This window comes from Streptomyces sp. NPDC059534 (assembly GCF_042743475.1).
Taxonomy (GTDB): Bacteria; Actinomycetota; Actinomycetes; order Streptomycetales; family Streptomycetaceae; genus Streptomyces.
The window spans coordinates 98,439-118,378 of record NZ_JBHWAQ010000018.1 but is presented as its reverse complement, the minus strand read 5'-3'; the positions used below and the strand labels follow the sequence as shown (position 1 = coordinate 118,378).

The following is a 19,940-nucleotide window of genomic DNA, read 5'->3' as shown; positions in this document are numbered from 1 at the left end:
GGGGGAGTGGCGTCGTGCAGCACCATGTGCCAACACCGGTGACCGGGAGCGGCGTTCCGCCGCAGCCCGCCGCGGCGGACCGGGACGCGGCGAACCCGGCCTCGGCGGACCGGGTGGCGCAGGGCCGGGAGCGCGCCGAGGGCGACCGCCCCGGCGTCGCCGGCCTCCTCCGCTCGCCCGCCGCGCACAACCTCGCCGCGCTGGTCGTGGCCGCCGGGCTCTGGCTCTGGGCGCTGCCCCGCATCGACTTCCGCAACATCGACGAGTTCGGCCTGCTGGACCGCTTCCCGATCGCCTTCTACGCCGCCCTCGCCGTCCTGACCTTCGGCTTCGTCCTCACCCTGCGCCGGGCGGGCACCGCGCCGATCTGGCCCGCGACGTACTGCGCGGCGATGCTCGTCGCCCTGAAGGCGCCGCCCGCGATCCTCTACGACACGGTCCGCTATGCCTGGGCGTCCAAGCACGACGCGATCATCACCCGGCTGCTGACCGAGGGCACCGTCCACCCCGGCCGCGAGCTGTCCGGCGGCATGTCCGCGTACGACCAGTGGCCCGGCTTCTTCTCCCTCGACGCGGCCCTCGTCCGCGCCTTCGGCGTCGACGCCGCCGCCTCGTTCATCAACTGGGCCCCGGTCGCGCTCGGCATGCTGACCGTGCCCGTCCTCATCCTCGTCTACCGCACGTTCAGCGACGACTGGCGCCTCGTGTGGACCGGCGTGTGGATCTTCCAGCTGGCGAACTGGGTGGGCCAGGACTACCTGTCGCCGCAGGGCTTCTCGTACCTGCTCTACCTCACCGTGTTCGCCGTCGTCGTCCGGCACTTCGTGCTGCCCGGCTCGGCCGGCGCGCTCCGGGACCGGTCCGCGCTCGATCCGGCCGCCGCGGCCGTGCCGCCGCCCACCACCACCCGGCAGCGGGCGGTCGCCGTCCTGTTCCTCCTGCCGATCATCGCGACCGTCAACGCCTCGCACCAGCTCACCCCCGTGATGCTGTGCGCGACCCTGTTCGTCCTCTGCCTCACCCGCCGCTACCGCAACCTCGGGCTGCTCGCCGTGACCGGCGCGGTCATGCTCGCCTGGAACCTGACGATGGGCCGCGAGCTCTTCCTCGACACCCTCGGCACCCTGCGCGAGAAGGCCGGCGACCTGCTCGGCAACTCGCGGCCCGGATTCGCGGGCGACCCCACCGGCCCCGGCCCCGAACTCGTCGGCAGCGCCAACATCCTGATGGTCCTCGCGCTCGGCGGCCTGGCCGCCGCGGCCGTCCTGCTCCGCCGCCGGCTGGCCCGCAGCGCCCTGCCGCTCGTGCTCGCCGCCGCCGCGCCCCTGCCGATGTTCGCCGTCAACGACTACGGCGGCGAGATGATCTTCCGGGTCTACCTCTTCGGGCTGCCCGGCTCGGCCTTCTTCGCCGCCGCCGCGCTCGTCCCGGCGGCCGGGGCCGCGAGCCGCGCCGCGGTGATCGCCCGCCGGGTGGCCGCCGTCGCCCTGCCCGTCACCCTCGTCGCCATGCTCGCCGGCTTCCTGCCCTCGTACTACGGCAAGGAGGGCATGCACTACGCGCCGCCCGGCGAGACCGCGCTCACCCGGCACGCCTTCGACCGGGCCCCCGAGGGCGCGCTGATCATCGCGGCGACCGGCGCGTTCCCCGACTCGTACTACCGCTACGACCGGTACGAGCGCTGGTTCTTCACCGAGCAGGAGGTCGACGAGAACCTGCGGATGCTGAAGGACCCCGCCGGCTATCTGGCCGGCGGCATCCCCGCCGGGCGGCCCGCCTTCGTCATCCTGACCCGCACCCAGTCCGAGGCCGTCATCGGCGAGGGCTACCTGCCGGTGGGCGGCTTCGACACCATCCGCGAGGCCCTCAGGAAGTCCCCGCTCTTCGAGGTCCTCAAGGAGAACGCGTACGGGATCGTCCTCCGCTACGACCCGCCCACCCCCACCCCCTGACCCCCGAACCCGCCGGCCCGCCCCCGCCGAACCTCCGAGGAGTAGGTACGTCATGGCCCCGCCACGCCTGACCCCGCGCGTCCAGCGCAGAGCCGCGCTCGCGGCCTCCGGATGGGTCGCCCTCGCCGCGACCGCGCTCCCCGGCGGCTCGCCGCTGCGCTGGATCCCCGTGCTCGCCTTCGTCTGCGTCGCCCCCGGCCTCGCCCTGCTGCTCCCGCAGCCGCTCGGCCTGCGGCCCGGTGCCCGCCTGGAGGCCCTGGCGCTCGCCGCCCCGGTGAGCCTGTCGGTGGCCACGCTCACCGCGACCACCCTGTTCCTGACGAAGACCTTCTCGCTGACCGTCTTCCTCGCCGTCCTCGCCCTCTTCGTGAGCGTCGCCGCCACGCTGCCCGGCGTGCCCCTGCCGGCCGCCACCCGCGGCGCCGTCGAACGCGACGGCGCCCGCACCTCCGGCTTCCGCGGACGACGCTCCGGCGCGAGCACCTGACCGACCGACACCCCAGGACCGCGCGGTCACGGGCCGGGAGCCGCGCTTCCGGCGGCAGGTGACGGGCCGCCGATCCGCCGGGGGCGGGCTCAGCGGCGCCCGGCCGCCAGGCCGCGGAAGGCGCACACCGCCATGGTGGCCCCGGCCAGGCCGAGGAAGAGGGGGAGCGGGGCGGCGGCGAAGCCCTGCTGCCCCGCCCAGCCCGCCCAGACCAGGACCCACACCACCCCGGCCGTGACGCGGTCGGCCACGCCGAGGACCCGCAGGAGCACGGCCGCGAGCAGCAGGCACACCGCCTGGAGCGCGACCGGCGCCACCGCCGCCGCCAGGCCCTCGCCGAGCAGCTCCGCGCCGGGGCCGCCCGCCGCGGCGGGCCGCAGGCCCAGCAGGGGAGGGGCGGTGTGCAGGGCGAGGAACGTCGCGAGCAGGACCGTCGCGGCGAACGGGCGCCGGAAGGCCCGGAGACCGACGGCGGCGCCCTGGAGGGCGACGAGCAGCAGCCCGGCGACGAGCGTGGCGGGCGGCAGCGCGTTCAGCAGACCGGTCCCGGAGAGCCGTTCCACCGCCGGATCGCCGGAGCGGGCGAGCGGGAACCAGAAGAGGCCGGCCGCCAGCCCCAGCACCGGCCACAGCCCGGTCGCCCACCGGCCCGGACCGTCCGGCCCCTCGGCCGTGACCGCGCCCGGGGCGGCCGGCGGGGACGCGGGCGCCCTCACGGGGCTCGTCCCCTCCGGCTCGTCCTCGCGATGCCGGGGCACGTAGACGGGGATGCCGAACGCCGGTGTCACCGAGTCGTGGGTGCCGCGCAGATAGGCGCTCTCGCGCGCCCAGTTCGTGCCGTACCCGTCCGTCGCGCGCTCCTGCGCCCGCGCCGCCGCCCTGGGCCGCTCGGCCGGTGCCCGGCCCTTGAGCGTGGCCCGCAGCCCGGGCACGCAGGCCGCCGCCATCAGGGTCATCGAGCCGAGCACCGCGTACCCCGCGCCGGAGATGCCGAGGGGCCCGAGGAGGACCACCGCGCTCCCCAGGACCAGCGCGCACATCGCGCCCTGGAGGACGGCGAGCATGCCCGTACGGCCCTGGACGCGCAGCACCCCGATGTACAGCTCGACCGCCACCCGGGGCAGCGCGGCGGCGGCGAGGAGCCGCAGGACGGTCATGCCGTTCTCGGCGTACTCCTCGCCGAAGGGCGTGAGGAGCACCGGGGCGAGGACGACGAGGAAGAGCACCACCGGGACCAGCAGGAGCACCATGCGGCGCAGCGCGCCCCTGACCCCCTCGGCGAGCGACTCGGGGCTGTGCGAGGCGTGCGCGGTCAGCGAGGAGGCCATGTTGATGGCCATGAACTCCATCGTGCCGCCGACGGTGTACGCCGTGTAGAAGAAGGCGTTGTGGGCGGCGTCGAAGCGGACGGCGACCATCACCGGCAGCAGGTTGATCATGGCGAGGCTGAACAGCGCGCCGACGGAGTCCCCGGCCATGAAGCGGCCGATCTCGCGCAGGCCGGGCGGCTCGCGGTCGCGGTCGGCGCGCGCCTGACGGGGGATGAGCCGCCGGAAGACGAGCCAGGCGAGCGGCACCACGGACAGGGCGATCGCCGCCGACCAGGAGACGAAGACGCCGAGGACGGGCAGGCCGGCGGCCAGGACGCCGAGCAGCACGAGCTTGCCCAGCGAGAAGACCGCGTTGCCGACGGGCACCCAGATCGCCCGTCTGAGGCCGGTGAGGACGCCGTCCTGGAGGGTGAGCAGCGCCCAGCCGACGCAGGAGGCGGTGAAGAACAGCCCGGCGGACAGGGTGCCGAGCGGCGCGTACGAGGGCCCCCACCGGTCCAGGGTGAGCAGGAAGACGCCGCAGGCCAGGGCGACGACCACGGTGCTGACCAGGTACATCCTCAGGACGAGGGGCCCGGTGGCGCGGCCGGCGCGGGGCACGTACCGGACGACCGCGCCGATCATCGTGGTGGCGGTGAGGGAGGCGAGCATCCGCTGCGCGGCGATGGCCGCGGAGCCCTGGCCGACGGCCTCCTCCGAGTAGTAGCGGGCCGCGGCCAGCCAGAAGCCGAGGCCGAGTGCGGCGGAGACGCCGGTGGAGAGCATCAGGGCGTAGGCGTTGCGGAACATCGAGCCGTCGTCCGCGCCCTTGTCCTCGCCGGGGCCGTTCCCGTCGGCCGGGATTCCGGGCGCGGGGTCCGCGGGCTCCTGGGGCGCCGGCCGGTCCGGGTCCCGCAGTCGTACCGTCTCCGTCACCGGGCGCCCCTGGTGGCCGGCGACGGGTGGCGGGCGGGGCGGATCCCCGCGGTGCGCAGGGCGGCGAGGATCTCGTCGGCGCGGCACGGGTCGACGGGCAGGGCGTGCCGGGCGAACCAGGCGGCCGCTTCCGGTGCGGGGGAGGGGTCGGTGAACGCCTCGCCCGCGTAGCTGTCGAGCGGCGGGTCGTAGAGGTAGCCGGTGGTGATCCGGCGCCGGGCGAGGGCGGCCGTCGCCGCCTCCCGGTCGTCGACGAGCAGCGGCACCCGGAACAGCGGCTGCACCGGCTCGTCCAGGGCCCCGGGGGTGCCGAACTCGCCGGCCAGGAGCCTGCCGGTGCCGTCCCGGTGGGCGGCGAGGGCGGTGTCGAGCCGCGCGAGTCTGCGGGCGGTGCGGCGGAGCCGGCCGGCCCCCGGCCGGAGCCGGTAGTCGTGCATGTCGACCCGGATCCAGGAGTGGAAGGGTTCGAGCGCGGGAGCGGCCGGGAGGGCCCGCGCCAGCTCGTCGGGGCGCAGCGGCATCCGGATCTCCTCCCGCTCCTCCAGACCGAGCACCCGCATGGTCGCACGCGCGGCCGTGACCAGGCGCAGCCCGCGCACGCCGGCCTCGGCGTACGGCCGTGCCCAGTAGGCGAGTTCGGCGGTGGGGCGGGTCGGGTGCAGCAGGGCGTCGCGGGCGGCGGCGAACTCCTCGCGCAGCGCCGGGTCGGCGAGGGTGAGGAAGCCGCCGGTCTTGGCGGCGGTGTGCTTCGAGAGGCTGAAGACCGACGCCTCGCCGTACGTGCCGACCGGGCGCCCGCCGACGGTGGAGCCGATCGCGTGGGCCGCGTCCTCGATCAGCGGGATGCCGAGCCGGTCGCACCGGGCGCGCAGCTCGGGCGCCGGGTCGGGGTTTCCGTACAGATTGGTGGTGAGGACGGCGGAGAGCCCCTGCCAGACGGATTCGGGCACCGCCGCCGTGTCGATCGACCCGTCCCGGGGGTCGAGCGGCGCCTGCACCGGGCGCAGTCCGGCGGCGAGGGCGACGAAGAAGATGACGTCGTCGTTGACCGGCGACATCAGTATCCGGCCACCGGGCGCGCACCAGCGGCGCAGCGCGAGATAGAGACCGAAGCGGCACGACGGGACGTAGAGGCACTCCCGGCCCCCGAGCCGGCCGCGCATGCGTTCTTCCAGTTCCGCGTACGCAGAAACCATGTGATTCCCCCCTGAAACCCCGGGCTCAATGTCGCCCAATGCGGACGGCGCGTCAACAAGACCCCGTCGTACCGCGGTCGGCGGTGCCCCTCCGGGGTCCTCCGGTGAGCGCCCGGTCGCGCGGAAGGGCCCGCCCAGGGTCGGCAGACCGTGAACGGGCCCTTTCCGGGGCCATTTTGGCGGCTCGGGGGAGCCGCCGGAGGTCATTCGTCCAGAGTGAGGCCCCGGCGCAGCCGGGCGAGGGTGCGGGAGAGCAGCCGGGACACGTGCATCTGCGAGATGCCGAGCTCCGCGCCGATCTCCGACTGGGTCAGGCCGGAGACGAAGCGGAGGGAGAGGATCTGCCGCTCGCGGTCGGGCAGCGAGGCGATCATCGGCTTGAGGGAGGCGATGTACTCGATCCCGGTGAGGCCGTGGTCCTCGTAGCCGAGCCGGTCGGCGAGCGCGGTCTCGCCGCCGCTGTCCTCCTCGTCGGGCTGGGCGTCGAGCGAGGACGCCGTGTAGGCGTTGCTCGCGGCCATGCCCTCGACGACCTCCTCGGGGGAGATGCGGAGCGCGTCGGCCAGTTCGGCGACGGTCGGGGCGCGGTCGAGGCGCTGGGCGAGGTCGTCGCCGACCCGGGCGAGGTCGAGCCGGAGCTCCTGGAGCCGGCGGGGCACGTGCACGGACCACGAGGTGTCGCGGAAGAAGCGCTTGATCTCGCCGATGATCGTCGGCATCGCGAAGGTCGGGAACTCGACGCCCCGGTTCAGCTCGAAGCGGTCGATCGCCTTGATGAGGCCGATCGTGCCGACCTGGACGATGTCCTCCATCGGCTCGCTGCGGCTGCCGTAGCGGGCGGCGGCGAACCTGACCAGGGCCAGGTTGAGTTCGACGAGTGTGTTGCGGACGTACGCGTACGCGTGGGTGCCCTCTTCGAGCTCGGCGAGCCGGGCGAAGAGCTGCTTCGACAGGGCGCGCGCGTCGACCGGTCCGACCTGGTCGAGGGGCCGGTCGGCGGGCAGGTCGAGGGAGCGGGCGGTCGGGTGGCGGAGGGGGTGCGCCGCCGACGGCGCGTCGGGGGTACGCGGGGCGTCGAGCCGGGGTGACATGGGTCTCCTTCGTGGTTCTTCTGCTGCGGTTTGCGGCGCCTCCGAAGCCGGTCGTGTCGGGTGTTCTCTTCTAGCCCTACCTGCTCGACGGCGATCGTTGCAAGTACCAATAATCCGGTTCATCCGCTTATGTGGGGGCCCGTGTGTGCGCTGAGGGCCGCCCCGCTTGTAGGGTTCGACGCACGTCAGTCGGCATCCGCGAGAGCGAGAAGAGGCACGGCCATGGACCGCCAGCACATCGGCAGCGCGCAGCCCGCACGGCTGCGGGTCGAGGTCCGGACCGTGGACGGCGCCACCGAACTCCTCACGCCGGCGGGTGAGCTCGATCACCACACCGCCGAACTCCTGCGCGCCCCCCTGGACGACGCGCTCGACGCGGGCCGGTCGCGACTCGTCGTCGACTGCTCCGGCCTGGAGTTCTGCGACTCGACGGGGCTCAACGTGCTCCTCGGCGCCCGACTGAGGGCGGACGCCGCCGGCGGCGGCGTCCATCTGGTGGCGATGCGGCCCCCGGTGGCCCGGGTGTTCCACATCACGGGCGCGGAGGCCGTCTTCACCGTCCACGAGACGATCGCCACGGCGCTCCCCGGCTGAGACCCGCGCACCGCGTCACCCCGGCACCGCCCGTACGACCCGCCATCCGGTCAACCCGTCTGATCAATCTGTCTCGTCAATCGGTGAGGTGAAGCGCTGATGGACCACGATTCCGACGTCCGTACGCTCGCCCTCGGCGAGACCAGCGGCACCGTGCCGCTCGCCCGCGACTTCACGCGGACGGCGCTCCGGGAGTGGGGCTGGCTGCCCGCCGCCACCGCCGACCGCAGGGCCGCCGCCGAGGACGTCCTGCTGGTCGTCTCCGAACTCGTCACCAACGCCTGCCTGCACGCCGAGGGCCCCGAGCGGCTGCGCGTCCTGCGCCGGTCCGCCGTCCTGCGCCTCGAAGTCACCGACCGCGGCGCCGGGCAGCCCGCGCCGCGCACCCCGCACCGCTCCGGCCGGCCCGGCGGGCACGGCATGTTCATCGTGCAGCGGCTCTGCCTCGACTGGGGCATCGACCGCACCCCCGGCTCCCCCGGCAAGACGGTCTGGGCCGAACTCGCCGCACCCGCCTAGAGGTCGCCCTTCCGGGCGGCCGGGACGCCCCCGGGGGCCCGCTCCGGCCGGCTCCAGGACTTTCACCGTCTCTCTTCCTTCCTTCTTCTTCCCTCTGTGAGACCTCAGGCGTACCTTGACGCCCAATCTGAAAGACCGTCAGTTACTTTGCGGTGAGGGGTGCTCGGGGTGTCCAAGGTGCCGAACCGGAGGAGAACGGCCGCCGCGCTCACGGCGGCGGCCGCCATGACGGGCGCGGCCGTACTGGCCTCCGCCCCGGCCGCCCAGGCGGCCGTCGTCGACGTCAACTACGCGTGCGAGACGAAGATCGGCCCGAAGGGCGCCGTCTCGCCCGTCGACATCAAGGCCGTCAAGAGCGGCAGCGGATACACGATCACCATGTCGTTCGAGAAGGGCGTCTCCGACAGCCCGGTCGAACTCCCCAAGGGCGTCATGACGCCCCGGGCCGAACTCGTCCTCGGCGGCGCCGCCACCGGCACGGTCAAGGTCACCGGCACGCCGAACAAGGCCGCCATCCCGCCCGACACCCCGATCAGCATCGGCACGCTCACCGGCACCTTCACCCCGAAGAAGAACGGCAAGGTCACCTTCACCGCAGGCACGCTGATCGTGCACGCGCTCGGCATGGACGCCGCCACCTGCACCCCGAAGAACAACCCCAAGCCGTCACTCGAACTCGAGGTGACCGGGGTGTCCGGCGGCGACGACACCCCGCCGCCCGCCGACGACAGCGGCTCCGGCGGCTCCGGGGACGAACTGCCCAAGACCGGCCCGCTCGACTCCGCCATGGCCCTCGGCACCCTCGGCGGCACCGTCCTGCTGACCGGCGCCGCCGGAGTCCTCTGGCTCACGCGGCGCACGGCGCGCTGATGCGGGCGGCCCCGCGCTCCGGTCTCCTGGCCGCCGCGACCGCCCTCGTCGGCGTGGTCGCGGCGGCTCCCGCCGGAGCGCCCGGCTGGACGGCGGCGCCCGCCGCCGGACGGCCGTACGCCTATCTGGAGGGCCCCCCGGGCAGCGTCCTGCAGGACACCCTGTCGGTGACCAACCCCGGCGCGGGACCGCTCACCGTGCGCCTCACCGGGCAGGGCGCGCCCGTGGCCTTCGCCGCGCGGACCGTGACCGTGCCGGCCAGGACCCGGGCGGACGTGCCCTTCGCGGTGACCGTCACGGCCGACACCCCGCCCGGCGAACACCGCGGGACCGTACGCGCCACGGCCGCCGGACGGGAGGTCCGCGTGGACCTGCGGCTCCGGGTGAACGGCCCCCGGCTCGCCGCCCTCACCGTCGAGGACGTCCGCGTCGACACCACCACCGGCGACCTCCACTACACCCTGGTCAACCGCGGCAGCACGGTCCTCTCCCCGGCCCTCGCGGTCCGCGCCGAAGGTCTCCTCGGCACGGTCCTCGACCGGCCCGGCCACCCCCTGCCGCTCACCCTCAGGCCCGGCGAGCGGGCCGTGCGCACCGAACCCTGGCCCGACGCGCCCGCCCTCGACTCCGTCACCGTCCGGCTGACCGCCACCGCCCCCGGCGCCGCCCCCGCCACGGCCCGCGCCGAGGCGGCCTTCGCCTCGGGCCCCGCGCTCACCGCGGCGGCCGGGTCGCTGCTCGCGGCGGCCGGCGGCGGCGCGTGGGCACTACGGCGGCGCGGCCGGCCCCGTACCCAGCGAGCCCCGGCGGGAGCGACACCATGAGGACGATCCGTACGGCTGCCGCCCTCCTGGCGGCCCTCGCCCTCGCGCTGCTGCCCGCGGCCCCCGCGGCGGCGGCCCCCGGGCCCGCGGTCGAACTCTCGCGGGCAGAGGGCGGCAAGGGCGGCGAGATCACCGTCAGCGGCAGCGGCTGGAAACCGGGCGCGCTGCTCATGCTGCTGGTCTGCGGCCAGGCCGCCCCCGGCAGGGGCGTCATCGGCGGCACCAACTCCTGCGCCAACACGGAGGGCCGGGCCGCCACCGTCGACGCCAGGGGCGCGTTCAGCGCGAAACTCCCGGTCGCCGAACCGCCCAAGCCCTGCCCCTGCGTGGTGCACGTCGCCGGGGTGACCGGACAACAGGACGCCGTCGACCGCGAGTTCACGGTCGCCGGGCATCCGACCGCGCCGCTCCCGGAGGCGTCCGGCGACGGCCGGCTCGCCGTCCTCGCCGCCGTACGGCTCGACGGGTCGAGCGGCCTCCTCGTCTGGTTCGGGGCGCCGCCGCGGCGCGAGGTCGTCCTCACCGTCGGCAACCTCGGCTCCGCCCCCGTCCGTGATCCGGTCTTCGAGGTCGGCACGAGCCACGGCGTCTTCGCCCCGCAGTACGAGGAACGCCAGTGGCGCGGCACGATCGCGCCCGGCGGGAAGGCCGTCGTCCGCCTCCCGGCCGAACTCACGGCCGGCGCCCACGGCGATTACCAGGTCTCCGTGCGGTACGCGGGCAAGATCCTGGTCGAGCAGCCGTGGGGGGTCGGCCGGCCCTGGGGCGTGACGCTCTTCTGGGTCCTGCTCGCCGTCGTCGTGCCGGCGGCCCTGTTCCGGATCGGGATGGCCGTGGTGGACCGGGTCCGTCCGTCGGCCGGCGCCGCCCGGACGTCCCGGCCCGGCCGGACGTCCCGGTCCGCCCGTGCCGCCGCGGGGAGCCGCCGCGTCCGAGCCCGTACTTCCGTCCCCGCCGCCCCCGCACCGGGCGGCCCGGGAGACGGGGAACCGACCACGGTCCTCCCGTGGTTCAGCCCTGACTCCGCACCGTCAGCGCCAGAGAGCAGCCCGACGACGAAGGGACATGCGTGAGTACGCAACGGAGGATGAGCGCGGCCGGGGTCGCGCTGATGCTCGGCGGCGCGGGGATCCTGGTTTCCGCCGGCCCCGCACAGGCCGCCGAGGTCTCGTACACGACGGAGTGCATCCCGCCGTCCATCTCCGGGCTTCCGCCCGTGCAGGGCACCACGAAGGTGCTGATCACCGCACCGGCGGAGGCCAAGGTCGGCGACGAGGTCGAGATCGTCTGGAAGACGGTCCAGGCCGCGTCGAAGAACCCCGACGTGCTCGACCTCGGCAAGGACACGGTCAAGCCGACCGGCGTCCTCACCGTCGGCGGCGCGGCGTCCGGCACCGTCGCGATGGAGGGGCCGCGGCAGAACCCGCCGATCCCCAAGAACAGCCCGATGGTGCTGCCCGAGATGAAGGGCAGACTGAAGCTGGACAAGGCGGGCGACATCACCCTGACGCCCGGCAAGTACACGATCAACGTCTCCAAGCCGATCTCGACGGACACGAAGTGCGCGCCGAAGCAGGCCGTACCGGTCGGCGCGACGATCAAGGTCACGGACGGCGGCGGCTCGACGACGACCTCGGGCGGCACCACGACCTCGGGCGGGACGACGTCCGGCGGTACGACGACCTCGGGCGGGACGACGTCCGGCGGTACGACCACCACGTCGGGCGGCTCCACGTCCACCTCCGGCGGCACCACCGCCACGGGCGGCTCCACCACCTCCGGCGGTACGAGCACCACCGGCGGGGAGTCGAACAACACCGGCGGCTCCGCCGTCACCGCCGGCGGGGGCACGGGCGGCACCACGTCCACCTCCGGCGGAAGCTCCGGCGGGGGCGGCGGGCAGACCGACTTCCCCGGCAAGGAGGTGACCGTCGCCTTCGCCTGCCAGGCCCCCGGCCCGCCCTCCATCAAGTCCAAGGTGACGATCAGCGCCAAGAGGAACGGCGCCGTCTACGACCTCACGGTCAAGACCGCCAAGGGCGTCATGAACAGCCCGGCAGCGCTCCCCAAGGGCGCCCTCAAGCCGTCCATGGCGGTCAGGATCGGCGGCGCCGACAGCGGCACGGTGAAGGTCACCGGCGCGGCCAACCCGACCGACCTCGCGAAGGACGCCCCGGTCAGCCTGGAGGACATGAAGGGCACCTACCGTCCCGGCGCGACCGGGAAGTCCACGCTGAGTCCCGGCGCGCTCACCATCGCGGTCAGCCTCGGCACCGCGAAGCTGGAGATCGCCTGCCAGGTCCAGGGCACCGTGAAGACCTCCCTCGAACTGGACACCAGCAAGCAGGCCGGCGGCGCCTCGGGCGGCGACGGCGACACCGGCACCACCACGGCCTCCGGATCCGACGGCTCCGGCGGTTCCGACGGCGGGAACCTCGCCCAGACGGGCGCCGAGCACGACGGCGCCCTGCGGGCTCTCGCCCTGGTCGCCGGCACGGTCATCCTGCTCGGCGGCGCGGTGTTCACCTTCACCCCCTGGGCCCGGCTGAGGCGGTGACGAACGACGGAGGGCCCGTCGCACCGGTGCGGTGCGACGGGCCCTCCGTGCGGGCGGGTGACGTCAGTGGACGTCGCCCATGAGGCCCTGGACCTTCTTGCGGTACATGTAGATCGCGAAACCGGCCGCGACGGCCAGCGTCGCCTGCAGGGCGATGATCCCCGTCCCGTTGAGGTCGACGCCCGCGATGGAGAGCAGACCCGTGGTGCAGTCACCGGCGGTGACGGCGAGGAACCAGACACCCATCATCTGGGAGGCGTACTTCTGCGGCGCCATCTTCGTGGTGACGGAGAGGCCGACCGGGGAGAGGCACAGCTCGCCGATGGTCTGGATCATGTAGATCGTGACCAGCCACATCGGGGAGACCTTGGTGCCGTCGCCCGCCATGTTCATCGGGACGATGAAGACGAAGAACGAGGCGCCGACCAGGACGAGACCCATCGCGAACTTCACGATGGTGTTCGGCTCCTGGTTCTTGCGGGCCAGCCACAGCCACAGCCAGGCGAAGACCGGGGCCAGCGCCATGACGAACAGCGGGTTCAGCGACTGGTACCAGGTGGCGGGGAAGCCGAGGCCGAAGATGGTGTCGGCGGTCTTGTCGTCGGCGAACAGGGAGAGCGTCGAGCCGCCCTGGTCGTAGATCATCCAGAAGATGGCGGCGGCGACGAAGAACCAGATGTAGCCGGTCACCCGGGACTTCTCGCCCGAGGTCAGGTCCTTGTCGCGCTTGATGCGGGCCAGGACGGCGACCGGGATGATCAGACCGGCGAGGGTGATCGGGACCATCGCCCAGTTCAGGGTGTACATGCCGAGGGCGACGATCGCGCCGTAGAAGACGGCGACGACGACGGCGATGACGGCGGCCTTGGTGATGACGGCCTTGCGCTCCGCGGCGGACAGCGGGTTCGGGACCTCGCTGCTCTTCGGGTTCAGCGTCTTGCCGAAGGTCAGGAAGACGACGAGGCCCAGGGCCATGCCGACGGCGGCGAGGGCGAAGCCCAGGTGCCAGTTGACCTTCTCGCCGACGGTGCCGATCACCAGCGGGGCGAAGAACGCGCCCAGGTTGATGCCGATGTAGAAGAGCGTGAAGCCACCGTCACGGCGCGGGTCGTCCGCGCCCTTGTAGAGGTGGCCGACCATCGTCGAGATGTTGGCCTTCAGCAGGCCGGAGCCGACCGCGACGAGCGCGAGGCCGACGAAGAACATCGCCTGGCCGGGAAGGGCCAGCGAGACGTGACCGAGCATGATCACGGAGGCCGCGATCGCGACCGTCTTGCGGGCACCCCAGACGCGGTCGCCGAACCAGCCGCCGGGCATGGCCATGAGGTAGACCATCGAGACGTAGACGGAGTAGATCGCCGTCGCCGTCGCCGCGGTCATCGCGAGGCCGCCGCCCTGGCTGCCCACCGCGGCGTCCGTGCCGCCGGAGACCAGGTACAGGACGAGAAGGGCCCTCATGCCGTAGTAGGAGAAACGCTCCCACATCTCGGTCATGAAGAGAGTGGCCAGACCACGGGGGTGGCCGAGGAAGGTCTTCTCGTAGCCGAGGGGTTCGGCCGAGTCCTTCGTCAGGCTGGACGCCATGTCGATCCTTGCTCTGTCGGGACGCACGCCTTGTGAGCGTGATGCGCCCGGTGGGGGAGGCCGGCACCGGGCGAGTCGTGGGACTCCACCGGGATCCACGCCCCGGGAGACGCGTCTTCACGTCCCGGGACCCGGCCCACAGGTCATTCGCCGTCATCGAGGGTGGCCGTGACCACCTGACGCAGAAAGAGGACCTTGGCGCGCGAAGCTGGCCAAAGGTCCCCGAATACCGCTACTGACGTCTCGCCACCATACGACACGACAGTGCCGGATATGGAAGGACTTGAGAGATGGATCACAGGCGCGAATGCAACCACGAGACCTCATTCGAAGGTCATGAGCAAGATACCCACAAGATCCCCAGGGTTTCCCCGGGCCGGGTGGATCACGCCCCGGCCCGGTACCCGTGCGGACTACCATCACCCCATGACCCGTGTACTGCTCGCCGAGGACGACGCATCCATCTCGGAACCGCTGGCCCGCGCCCTGCGGAGAGAGGGGTACGAGGTCGAGGTCCGCGAGGACGGCCCGACCGCCCTCGACGCCGGACTCCAGGGCGGCGTCGACCTGGTCGTGCTCGACCTGGGACTGCCCGGCATGGACGGTCTCGAGGTCGCCCGCCGGCTGCGCGCCGAGGGGCACACGGTCCCGATCCTGGTCCTCACCGCGCGGGCCGACGAGGTCGACACCGTGGTCGGGCTCGACGCGGGCGCCGACGACTACGTCACCAAGCCCTTCCGGCTCGCCGAGCTCCTCGCCCGGGTCCGGGCCCTCCTCCGGCGCGGCTCCACCGAGCCCGCCGTCGCCCCCGCCACCCACGGCGTGCGGATCGACGTCGAGTCGCACCGCGCCTGGATGGGCGACGAGGAGCTCCAGCTCACGGCCAAGGAGTTCGACCTGCTCCGCGTCCTCGTCCGGGACGCCGGCCGGGTCGTCACCCGCGACCAGCTGATGCGCGAGGTCTGGGACACCACCTGGTGGTCCTCCACCAAGACCCTCGACATGCACATCTCCTGGCTCCGCAAGAAGCTCGGGGACGACGCGGCCAACCCCCGCTACATCGCCACCGTGCGCGGAGTCGGTTTCCGCTTCGAGAAGAGCTGAGCCACCCCCGAACCATGCGCCGCCGTCTGATCAACTCCACGCTCGCCGTGGTGCTCGTCGTCATCGCCGTGTTCGGCGTCTCCCTGGTCCTCGTCGAGACCCGCACCATCTCCGACAGCGCTCAGGAGAGCGTCGACTCGGAGGCGCTGCGGATCGTCTCCATCGTCGACAGCCGGCTCATCGGCGGCGAGCCGGTCAACCCGGACATCCTCGCCGAGCAGAGCGGCGCCAAGCGGTACGCGCAGATCCGCATCCCCGGGCGCGCCACGATCGAGATCGGCGACCGCCCCGACGGGGACGTCATCCGCGGCCTCGCCGAGGGGGAGCGCGGCGAGACCGTGATCGTCGAGGAGTCCCGCGCCACGGTCACCGCCGAGGTCGGCCGCACCCTCCTGATCATCGGCGCCGTCGCCCTGCTCGCCGTCGTCGCCGCCGTCCTCCTCGCCGTACGCCAGGCGAACAAGCTGGCGTCCCCGCTGACCGACCTCGCGGAGACCGCCGAACGCCTCGGCTCCGGCGACCCGCGGCCCCGCCACAAGCGGTACGGGGTCCCCGAGCTGGACCGCGTCGCGGACGTCCTCGACGCCTCCGCCGAACGCATCGCCCGGATGCTCACCGCCGAGCGCCGGCTCGCCGCCGACGCCTCCCACCAGCTCCGCACGCCCCTCACGGCCCTCTCCATGCGCCTGGAGGAGGTCGCGCTCGCCGACGACCTGGAGACGGTCAAGGAGGAGGCGACGATCGCGCTCACCCAGGTCGAGCGGCTCACCGACGTCGTCGAACGGCTGCTCACCAACGCCCGCGACCCCCGGACCGGCTCCGCCGTCGCCTTCGACCTCGACGAGGTCGTCAAGCAGCAGATCGAGGAGTGGCGGCCCGCCTACCGCAGCGCCGGGCGGGCCATCGTGCACTCCGGCAAGCAGGGGATGCGGGCCGTCGGCACCCCGGGCGCGGTCGCCCAGGTCCTCGCCGCCCTGATCGAGAACTCGCTCATGCACGGCGGCGGCACGGTCGCGCTGCGGACCCGGGTCACCGGCAACCAGTCGGTGATCGAGGTCACCGACGAGGGTCCGGGCGTCCCGGCCGACCTCGGTGCGCGGATCTTCGAGCGGGCGGTCAGCGGCCGCAGCTCCACCGGTATCGGCCTGGCCGTGGCCCGGGACCTCGCGGAGGCGGACGGCGGGCGTCTGGAGCTGCTCCAGCAGCAGCCGCCGGTCTTCGCGCTCTTCCTGAGCCGCGAGGTCAGAAGCGTCTCGGAGGAACCGCAGGACCGCCCCGTGCGGTGACGGGAGTCCTGGGGGTGGTCAGACGCGGTCGGGCTGGCGGCGCGCCGACTGCCGCGGCGCCTGCTCCAGGAACGACTCGGCGGTCTGCACCGCCTCCTTCGCCGGCAGCGCGCGGAACACCCAGGTGCGGTACGACCAGAAGCGGAACAGGGTCCCGATCCCGATCCCGAAGAACTTGAAGAAGTTGCTCGCCAGCGGACCGTCCCAGCCGAAGCCGTACGTCGCCGCGTAGAGCACGCCGTTCTCGATGACCATGCCGACCACGCTGAACAGCAGGAACAGGGACAGTTCCTTGGTGCGCCCCGACTTGTCCCGGTCGCGGTACGTGAAGTAACGGAAGCCCACGTAGTTGAAGGCGATCGCGACCACGGTGGCGATCAGGCTGGCCCGCACCACCGGGAGCTCCGTGGCGCCGCGCACCACGTTGAAGACGCCGAGGTTGACGAGGACGCCGAGACCGCCCACCACCCCGAACTTGGCGACCTCGCGGAAGAGCCCGTTGAGTCGCGTGCGCAGCGCGCCGGATTCACTCATGGTGATGGCTCTGTCCGTCCGTCCGGGTGACGTCCGGGCGACGTCAACCCAACCATGCTAACCAGCACCCCTCTCACCCGCCCGAGTACCTCGTAAACCATGGGGAAACCGGCTCGGGACCTGCGCTCCGCTTGTGCCAAACCACAGCCGGACGAGTGTTCACCGATGGTGCGGATACCCTAAGAGGGTGACGTTCCCCGTAGTAGGCATGGTCGGCGGCGGTCAGCTCGCGCGTATGACCCACGAGGCGGGCATCCCCCTCGGCATCCAGTTCAAGCTCCTCAGCGACACCCCGCAGGACTCCGCGGCCCAGGTCGTCGGCGACGTCGTCATCGGCGACTACCGCGACCTGGACACGCTGCGTGACTTCGCTCGCGGCTGTGACGTGATCACCTTCGATCACGAACACGTGCCCACCGAGCACCTGCGGGCCCTCGAAGCGGACGGCATCCCCGTCCGCCCCGGGCCCGACGCGCTGGTGCACGCCCAGGACAAGGGGGTGATGCGCGCGAAGCTCGACGAGATCGGCGCGCCCAGCCCCCGCCACCGCATCGTCGCGGACGCGGCGGACGCGGTGGCCTTCGCGGCCGAGGTCGGCGGTTTCCCGATCATCCTCAAGACCGTGCGCGGCGGCTACGACGGCAAGGGCGTCTGGTTCGTGCGCACGGAGGCGGACGCCCGCGACCCGTTCCTCGCGGGGGTCCCGGTCCTCGCCGAGGAGAAGGTCGACTTCGTCCGCGAGCTCGCGGCGAACATCGTCCGCTCCCCCCACGGCCAGGCCGTCGCCTACCCGGTCGTCGAGTCCCGTCAGGTCGACGGCGTCTGCGACACGGTGATCGCGCCCGCTCCGGACCTCGACGACACGCTCGCGGGCGAGGCGCAGGAACTGGCGCTCCGCATCGCCAAGGAGCTCGGCGTCGTCGGCCACCTCGCCGTGGAGCTGTTCCAGACCACGGACGGCCGCATCCTCGTCAACGAGCTGGCGATGCGCCCGCACAACTCCGGCCACTGGACGCAGGACGGGGCGATCACCTCGCAGTTCGCCAACCACGTCCGGGCGGTTCTCGACCTGCCCCTCGGCGATCCGCGCCCCCGCGCGCGGTGGACCGTGATGTCCAATGTCCTGGGCGGCGACTACCCGGACATGTACTCCGCGTACCTGCACTGCATGGCCAGGGACCCGCAGCTCAAGATCCACATGTATGGCAAGGACGTGAAGCCCGGCCGCAAGGTGGGGCACGTCAACACCTACGGCGACGACCTGGACGACGTGCTGGAGCGCGCCCGCCACGCCGCCGGCTACCTGCGAGGAACGATCACCGAGTGAGCAGCATCAGCACCTCCCCCGCCGTGGGCATCGCCATGGGATCCGACTCCGACTGGTCCGTCATGGAGGCCGCCGCGCAGGCCCTCGACGAGTTCGAGATCCCCTACGAGGTCAACGTCCTCTCCGCGCACCGGATGCCGCACGAGATGATCGCGTACGGCGAGGAGGCCGCCGGCCGCGGCCTCAAGGCGATCATCGCGGGCGCCGGTGGCGCCGCCCACCTGCCCGGCATGCTCGCCTCCGTCACCCCGCTGCCCGTCATCGGCGTCCCGGTGCCGCTGAAGTACCTCGACGGCATGGACTCGCTGCTCTCCATCGTGCAGATGCCGGCCGGTGTCCCGGTCGCCACGGTCTCCGTCGGCGGCGCCCGCAACGCGGGCCTGCTCGCGGCCCGCATCCTCGCCACGCACGACCCCGAACTGCTGGCCCGGATGGTCGAGTTCCAGCAGGAGCTGAAGGACCAGGCGACCGAGAAGGGCAAGCGCCTGCGGGCCAAGGTCGAGGGCGCGGAGTCGTTCGGCTTCGCCAAGTGAGCGCCGCCGAGCGCCTCGCGGAGGCCCGGGAACTCCTGGCCTCCGCGCCCGTCGTGGACGGTCACAACGACCTGCCGTGGGCGCTGCGCGAGCACGTGCGCTACGACCTGGACCGCCTGGACATCGGCGCGGACCAGACCGGCGCGCTCCACACCGACCTCCTCCGGATGCGGGCCGGCGGCGTCGGCGCCCAGTTCTGGTCCGTGTACGTGCCGTGCCGGCTGGCCGGCGACGACGCGGTCAGCGCCACCCTGGAGCAGATCGACATCGTCGACCAGCTCCTGGAGCGGTACGCCGCCGACCTGGCCCCCGCGCTGACGGCGGACGACATGGAGGCGGCCCGCGCGCAGGGCCGTATCGCCTCCCTCAAGGGCGCCGAGGGCGGCCACTCGATCAACAACTCCCTCGCCACCCTGCGCGCCCTGCACACCCTGGGCGTGCGGTACATGACGCTCACGCACAACGACAACAACGACTGGGCGGACTCGGCGACCGACGAGCCCGGCGTCGGCGGTCTCTCCGCCTTCGGCCGGCAGGTCGTCCGCGAGATGAACCGCTCCGGCATGCTCGTCGACCTCTCGCACGTCGCCGCCACCACCATGCGCGACGCGCTCGACACCTCGACCGCGCCGGTGATCTTCTCGCACTCCTCGGCCCGGGCGGTCTGCGACCACCCGCGCAACATCCCGGACGACGTCCTGGAGCGGCTGGCCGCCAACGGCGGCGTGGCGATGGCCACGTTCGTGCCCAAGTTCATCCTCCCCGCGGCCGTCGAGTGGACCGCGCGGGCGGACGACAACCTCCGGGCGCACGGCTTCGACCACCTCGACACCACGGCCGAGGCCATGAAGCTGCACCGCGCCTTCGAGGAGGCGAACCCCCGTCCGATCGCCACCGCCGCGACGGTCGCCGACCACCTCGACCACATGCGCGAGGCCGCCGGCATCGACCACATCGGCATCGGCGGCGACTACGACGGAACGGCCTTCACCCCGGCCGGTCTCGACGACGTCGCGGGCTACCCGAACCTGATCGCGGAGCTCCTGCACCGCGGCTGGTCCCGGCCGGACCTCGCCAAGCTGACCTGGTCCAACGCGGTCCGCGCCCTCCGCGACGCGGAAGCCGTCTCCCGCGACCTGAAGGGCCGCACGGCCCCGTCGAACGCCACCCTCGACGCGCTCGACACGCCGTAGCCGCCCTCACCCGGACGGCGTAGCCCGCCGAGCCCCCCGAGGG

Annotated in this window: 18 protein-coding genes; 13 read left to right on the top strand and 5 right to left on the bottom strand. The window is 73.1% G+C overall.

Annotated features, from left to right (window positions below):
* Positions 1-14 precede the first annotated feature (14 nt).
* Both ACFVZH_RS21945 and ACFVZH_RS21940 read left to right on the top strand, forming a co-directional pair.
* On the top strand, positions 15-1,952 hold the full coding sequence (locus ACFVZH_RS21945; protein WP_384899345.1) for a hypothetical protein: 1,938 nt from the start codon (positions 15-17) through the stop codon (positions 1,950-1,952).
* Positions 1,953-2,004: 52 nt separating this feature from the next.
* Positions 2,005-2,439, top strand: coding sequence for a hypothetical protein (locus tag ACFVZH_RS21940; RefSeq protein WP_384899343.1), 435 nt, complete (start codon positions 2,005-2,007; stop codon positions 2,437-2,439).
* An 89-nt stretch (positions 2,440-2,528) separates the two neighbouring features.
* On the opposite strand, the gene ACFVZH_RS21935 is transcribed toward ACFVZH_RS21940, so the two are convergent.
* The 3 genes from ACFVZH_RS21935 to ACFVZH_RS21925 all read right to left on the bottom strand — a co-directional run bounded on the left by ACFVZH_RS21935 (position 2,529) and on the right by ACFVZH_RS21925 (position 6,972).
* Positions 2,529-4,685 carry a lipopolysaccharide biosynthesis protein gene (locus ACFVZH_RS21935; RefSeq protein WP_384899341.1) on the bottom strand — a complete coding sequence of 719 codons (2,157 nt, stop codon included), beginning with the start codon at positions 4,683-4,685 and terminating at the stop codon, positions 2,529-2,531.
* Positions 4,682-5,881: a DegT/DnrJ/EryC1/StrS family aminotransferase gene (locus tag ACFVZH_RS21930; protein WP_384899339.1), complete on the bottom strand. Its 1,200-nt coding sequence runs from the start codon at positions 5,879-5,881 to the stop codon at positions 4,682-4,684. The genes ACFVZH_RS21935 and ACFVZH_RS21930 overlap by 4 nt, the downstream gene beginning before the upstream one ends.
* Before the next feature lie 203 nt (positions 5,882-6,084).
* Positions 6,085-6,972: an RNA polymerase sigma factor SigF gene (locus ACFVZH_RS21925; protein WP_384899337.1), complete on the bottom strand. Its 888-nt coding sequence runs from the start codon at positions 6,970-6,972 to the stop codon at positions 6,085-6,087.
* 222 nt (positions 6,973-7,194) lie between these two features.
* Here ACFVZH_RS21925 and ACFVZH_RS21920 point away from each other — a divergent pair, with 222 nt between their 5' ends.
* The 6 genes from ACFVZH_RS21920 to ACFVZH_RS21895 all read left to right on the top strand — a co-directional run bounded on the left by ACFVZH_RS21920 (position 7,195) and on the right by ACFVZH_RS21895 (position 12,336).
* Positions 7,195-7,566, top strand: coding sequence for an STAS domain-containing protein (locus ACFVZH_RS21920; protein WP_384899335.1), 372 nt, complete (start codon positions 7,195-7,197; stop codon positions 7,564-7,566).
* A 99-nt stretch (positions 7,567-7,665) separates the two neighbouring features.
* Positions 7,666-8,085, top strand: a complete 420-nt coding sequence (locus ACFVZH_RS21915) for an ATP-binding protein (protein ID WP_384899333.1) — start codon at positions 7,666-7,668, stop codon at positions 8,083-8,085.
* A gap of 177 nt (positions 8,086-8,262) precedes the next feature.
* Positions 8,263-8,955, top strand: coding sequence for a peptidase (locus tag ACFVZH_RS21910; RefSeq protein WP_384899444.1), 693 nt, complete (start codon positions 8,263-8,265; stop codon positions 8,953-8,955).
* On the top strand, positions 8,955-9,779 hold the full coding sequence (locus ACFVZH_RS21905; protein ID WP_384899331.1) for a hypothetical protein: 825 nt from the start codon (positions 8,955-8,957) through the stop codon (positions 9,777-9,779). The genes ACFVZH_RS21910 and ACFVZH_RS21905 overlap by 1 nt, the downstream gene beginning before the upstream one ends.
* Complete coding sequence (locus ACFVZH_RS21900; protein ID WP_384899329.1) at positions 9,776-10,852, top strand: hypothetical protein; 1,077 nt, start codon at positions 9,776-9,778, stop codon at positions 10,850-10,852. Before ACFVZH_RS21905 ends, ACFVZH_RS21900 begins: the two co-directional genes overlap by 4 nt.
* A gap of 14 nt (positions 10,853-10,866) precedes the next feature.
* Positions 10,867-12,336, top strand: a complete 1,470-nt coding sequence (locus ACFVZH_RS21895; protein WP_384899327.1) for a hypothetical protein — start codon at positions 10,867-10,869, stop codon at positions 12,334-12,336.
* A gap of 63 nt (positions 12,337-12,399) precedes the next feature.
* Here the strand turns inward: ACFVZH_RS21895 and ACFVZH_RS21890 are convergent, their stop codons facing one another.
* Positions 12,400-13,920: a peptide MFS transporter gene (locus tag ACFVZH_RS21890; RefSeq protein ID WP_384899325.1), complete on the bottom strand. Its 1,521-nt coding sequence runs from the start codon at positions 13,918-13,920 to the stop codon at positions 12,400-12,402.
* A gap of 426 nt (positions 13,921-14,346) precedes the next feature.
* On the opposite strand from ACFVZH_RS21890, the gene ACFVZH_RS21885 reads away from it, so the two are divergent.
* Positions 14,347-15,024 carry a response regulator transcription factor gene (locus ACFVZH_RS21885; protein WP_030690380.1) on the top strand — a complete coding sequence of 226 codons (678 nt, stop codon included), beginning with the start codon at positions 14,347-14,349 and terminating at the stop codon, positions 15,022-15,024.
* Between the two features lie 14 nt (positions 15,025-15,038).
* Positions 15,039-16,310: an ATP-binding protein gene (locus ACFVZH_RS21880; protein WP_384899323.1), complete on the top strand. Its 1,272-nt coding sequence runs from the start codon at positions 15,039-15,041 to the stop codon at positions 16,308-16,310.
* 18 nt (positions 16,311-16,328) lie between these two features.
* Here ACFVZH_RS21880 and ACFVZH_RS21875 read toward each other — a convergent pair whose 3' ends face one another.
* Positions 16,329-16,844, bottom strand: a complete 516-nt coding sequence (locus tag ACFVZH_RS21875) for a GtrA family protein (RefSeq protein WP_384899322.1) — start codon at positions 16,842-16,844, stop codon at positions 16,329-16,331.
* A 187-nt stretch (positions 16,845-17,031) separates the two neighbouring features.
* Here ACFVZH_RS21875 and ACFVZH_RS21870 point away from each other — a divergent pair, with 187 nt between their 5' ends.
* The 3 genes from ACFVZH_RS21870 to ACFVZH_RS21860 are packed head-to-tail and all read left to right on the top strand — an operon-like array spanning position 17,032 to position 19,897.
* Positions 17,032-18,171, top strand: coding sequence for a 5-(carboxyamino)imidazole ribonucleotide synthase (locus ACFVZH_RS21870; RefSeq protein WP_384899320.1), 1,140 nt, complete (start codon positions 17,032-17,034; stop codon positions 18,169-18,171).
* Between the two features lie 35 nt (positions 18,172-18,206).
* Positions 18,207-18,704, top strand: a complete 498-nt coding sequence (gene purE, locus ACFVZH_RS21865; protein WP_384899442.1) for a 5-(carboxyamino)imidazole ribonucleotide mutase — start codon at positions 18,207-18,209, stop codon at positions 18,702-18,704.
* Positions 18,701-19,897 carry a dipeptidase gene (locus tag ACFVZH_RS21860; RefSeq protein ID WP_384899319.1) on the top strand — a complete coding sequence of 399 codons (1,197 nt, stop codon included), beginning with the start codon at positions 18,701-18,703 and terminating at the stop codon, positions 19,895-19,897. The genes purE and ACFVZH_RS21860 overlap by 4 nt, the downstream gene beginning before the upstream one ends.
* The last annotated feature ends 43 nt before the right edge of the window (positions 19,898-19,940 follow it).

Excerpts from the sequence above, each read along its gene's own strand:
- ACFVZH_RS21940 (WP_384899343.1), top strand. The coding sequence starts at position 2,005 with ATGGCCCCGCCACGCCTGACCCCGCGCGTCCAGCGCAGAGCCGCGCTC.
- ACFVZH_RS21930 (WP_384899339.1), bottom strand. The coding sequence starts at position 5,881 with ATGGTTTCTGCGTACGCGGAACTGGAAGAACGCATGCGCGGCCGGCTC.
- ACFVZH_RS21925 (WP_384899337.1), bottom strand. The coding sequence starts at position 6,972 with ATGTCACCCCGGCTCGACGCCCCGCGTACCCCCGACGCGCCGTCGGCG.
- ACFVZH_RS21920 (WP_384899335.1), top strand. The coding sequence starts at position 7,195 with ATGGACCGCCAGCACATCGGCAGCGCGCAGCCCGCACGGCTGCGGGTC.
- ACFVZH_RS21915 (WP_384899333.1), top strand. The coding sequence starts at position 7,666 with ATGGACCACGATTCCGACGTCCGTACGCTCGCCCTCGGCGAGACCAGC.
- ACFVZH_RS21905 (WP_384899331.1), top strand. The coding sequence starts at position 8,955 with ATGCGGGCGGCCCCGCGCTCCGGTCTCCTGGCCGCCGCGACCGCCCTC.
- ACFVZH_RS21900 (WP_384899329.1), top strand. The coding sequence starts at position 9,776 with ATGAGGACGATCCGTACGGCTGCCGCCCTCCTGGCGGCCCTCGCCCTC.
- ACFVZH_RS21895 (WP_384899327.1), top strand. The coding sequence starts at position 10,867 with ATGAGCGCGGCCGGGGTCGCGCTGATGCTCGGCGGCGCGGGGATCCTG.
- ACFVZH_RS21890 (WP_384899325.1), bottom strand. The coding sequence starts at position 13,920 with ATGGCGTCCAGCCTGACGAAGGACTCGGCCGAACCCCTCGGCTACGAG.
- ACFVZH_RS21885 (WP_030690380.1), top strand. The coding sequence starts at position 14,347 with ATGACCCGTGTACTGCTCGCCGAGGACGACGCATCCATCTCGGAACCG.
- ACFVZH_RS21880 (WP_384899323.1), top strand. The coding sequence starts at position 15,039 with ATGCGCCGCCGTCTGATCAACTCCACGCTCGCCGTGGTGCTCGTCGTC.
- ACFVZH_RS21875 (WP_384899322.1), bottom strand. The coding sequence starts at position 16,844 with ATGAGTGAATCCGGCGCGCTGCGCACGCGACTCAACGGGCTCTTCCGC.
- purE (WP_384899442.1), top strand. The coding sequence starts at position 18,207 with ATGGGATCCGACTCCGACTGGTCCGTCATGGAGGCCGCCGCGCAGGCC.